Raw genomic sequence first — 2,881 nt, forward strand, 5'->3', positions numbered from 1 at the left:
TTACCTTAATTTAATTAAGGCCTACACAATTAGCGTTAAAACTTTGTTCAGTTTTCAAAGGTCTACTTCTTGTTGATCGCTAAAGCTCTCAACAAGCGACTTAATTATTTTAACATGTTATCAACTATCTGTCAACAACTTTTTAAAATTGTTTTTTTTCAAGGATAATTGTTAAAACTGTCGTAGTCGTTGTCGCTGTTGTGTTAACTTGACAACGAAAAATATATTACTAGTTTTAAATACTTATTGCAAGTACTTTTTCTAAAAAAGTTGAAAAAGTTTTATTTGCAATTGGTATATATGCCATGAATAATTACTTCGCATTTTTCATTATATAATACTCAATCTCATTTGTCAGCGATAAATTATAAAAACTTAAAAAAAATCAACTAGACAACTTTGATCCATATAATGGCTATTGCATAAATCGCAACAGCAATAATACATGTTACATCTTTTTTAGAATAATGCAAGGGGTACATTTGCGTATTTTCCCTTTTTTCGTCAAATCCGCGTGACTCCATTGCCATGGCTAGGTCTGCTGACTTCTCTACTATCCCTACAAACACGGGAACTAACACCGAAAATGTGGCCTTCATCATTTCAACAACATTGCCATCAATTATTTTCGAACCTCGGGATACTTTAGCATCTATCGTGTTACCTACTTCTTGAATCAGAACGGGAATAAAACGTAAGGCAATCATTGTCACAACTGAGAAATCATTCACTGGAATCTTAAATACTTTTAAAAAACTGAATGCTTTCTCCAATCCTATTGCCATTCTTCTTGGTGTGGTCGTATACGCTAATAACGAAGTGGCAATGATCATCAAGGTGATTCGTGCTACTAACTTTATCCCCGTTAACAGTCCTTCGTAAGTTGGCGTCATTATGCCTAAATCTATGATCGGTTGGCCTGGAGTTGCTATCAAACGGAAGAACAATGTTAGGACCAGCAAAATGACAATCGCTTTAATTCCCTTAAATACATTGCTGATTGATAACTTAGCAACATAAAACAAAACTACTAACAAAATTGCTTGCATCAAGTAGATCCAAGGGTCAGTCACAATGAAAAGAGAAATCACCAAGACTAACGTAGATAATAATTTTGTACGGGGATCCAATTCATGGATAAAGGAATCACGATACAAGAATTTCCCCAAAGTGATTTTACGTTGCACTTTACTCCTCCTTCCCGAAACCAGCAACAATTTGATCTGTTAGTTCTGCTAAATTTAGTGGTACATCGGTGGTAACTATATCTTCACTCCGCAGTTCTTGATGAAAATTCACTGCAGCTGGCAAATCAAGGTCAGCTTTTTGCAAAAGATCGGTATCTCTGAGTACTGACCGAGTTGAACCCATCTTTAATAGACGGTGATCACCAAAAACCCCAATTTTCATACAATGATTGCAGACATATTCTAAATTGTGTGAGATCAAAATAACAGCACATTTTCGTTAATCAATTTCCTCATGCAAAATTTGAAATAGTAATCTTTTGGCTACATGATCCAAACCAGCTGTTGGTTCATCTAAAACTAATAGTTATGGCTGCATTGCAAACACTCCAGCTAATGCGACCAATCGTTGTTGGCCACCAGAAAGTTCTAGCGGATTATCTGCAAATTTTTCCTCTGCAATTCCCAATCTATTCAAATATTCTGTCGCAAATTTGTTAGCCGCATCAACTGTCGATCAATTGTTAAGCGGACCATAAGTCACATCTTTTAAGACACTATTAGCAAAAAGTTGATTTTCCGGATATTGGAAAACTAACCCAACCCTTTGTCGTACTGCGAACGGAAATTTCTTTTTTCGGCATACATTCTATGTCAGCCATCATCAGTGTTCCACGTCTACTTGCATTATTCCATTCATATGTGTGATCAACATTTTTTCCTGAACTTGATGTTATGACGAAGCCAATTAAATCTTCAGCACCGATTTAGGAAATCGATATCATTTCAAGCCAATGGGATTGTTTTTAGAAAGTTAAAAAATTTTGAATGTATTCCTTGTTTTTTAATTTTTCCTTATACCTTTATCGTGAGTAAACAACTCATTACATTGTGAGTGACTCAATAGATTCTTATCTGATATTTGGTTTGCAATTGATCCGAAGATTTTATAATTGATTTTCGAGTTTCTCTATCAAACATGTCAGTATTTTCGTCTATGATCAGATATTGAGTTTTATTATCAAAAACACTAGCAATTAACATTTTGTATCAACAGTAAAAATCTGCAATGATGATAACTTTATCCCTCAGCAAATAAGTAATTAAAAATAATAACGAATCATTGAAGTTACTTAACTTTCAAATTCATACAGCTTCTACAAGATATGATCCATTAGAAGACATAAAGTGGAATTTGCGATGCGATTGCTCATGTGAACACCATTCATTGTTTAAAACGTCTATAATCCGGTTTAATCATAAAGCTTATGATAATATGCTACTCCTCAAACCGTTTTTGATTCACTTGAAGTAATTGGAGGGTTTTCAGATTTCCAATCGATATGACGTAATTTGAAGTCTCAATACTTCTTGTAAGCAAGAGGAAATATTTTCATTAAGATCTCAAACCTTTCCAATCACTGTAAAAATGCTATAAAAAATGAAAACAGCACTCATTAGTTATCAAAAGGTATTGGTGAATCCTGTATCTGGTCCAAAATGATTTTCCATTTTAGGAAAGTGGAAAATTTTCAGTAATGTATCCCCAAAAAAGAGCACAAAAAAAGAGACCACTTTCGTGATCTCTTCTTCCCTGCTTTACGGAGAATAAGGGATTTGAACCCTTGATACAGGTTAATACCCGTATACATGATTTCCAATCATGCTCCTTCAGCCACTCGGACAATTCTCCA

At 34.4% G+C, this 2,881-nt stretch carries 2 protein-coding genes and 1 tRNA gene; all 3 read right to left on the minus strand.

Annotated features, from left to right (window positions below; translation table 11 throughout):
* Positions 1-389 precede the first annotated feature (389 nt).
* Positions 390-1,187, minus strand: coding sequence for an energy-coupling factor transporter transmembrane component T family protein (locus EKM69_RS12115; RefSeq protein WP_164505953.1), 798 nt, complete (start codon positions 1,185-1,187; stop codon positions 390-392).
* A 1-nt stretch (position 1,188) separates the two neighbouring features.
* Positions 1,189-1,410: a hypothetical protein gene (locus EKM69_RS12120; RefSeq protein WP_125711361.1), complete on the minus strand. Its 222-nt coding sequence runs from the start codon at positions 1,408-1,410 to the stop codon at positions 1,189-1,191.
* A gap of 1,379 nt (positions 1,411-2,789) precedes the next feature.
* Positions 2,790-2,880: transfer RNA gene (locus EKM69_RS12125), tRNA-Ser, on the minus strand.
* Position 2,881 lies beyond the last annotated feature (1 nt).

This window comes from Companilactobacillus zhongbaensis (assembly GCF_003946515.1).
GTDB lineage: Bacteria > Bacillota > Bacilli > Lactobacillales > Lactobacillaceae > Companilactobacillus > Companilactobacillus zhongbaensis.

Coding starts and splice junctions, on each gene's coding strand:
- EKM69_RS12120 (WP_125711361.1), bottom strand. CDS start 1,410: ATGAAAATTGGGGTTTTTGGTGATCACCGTCTATTAAAGATGGGTTCA.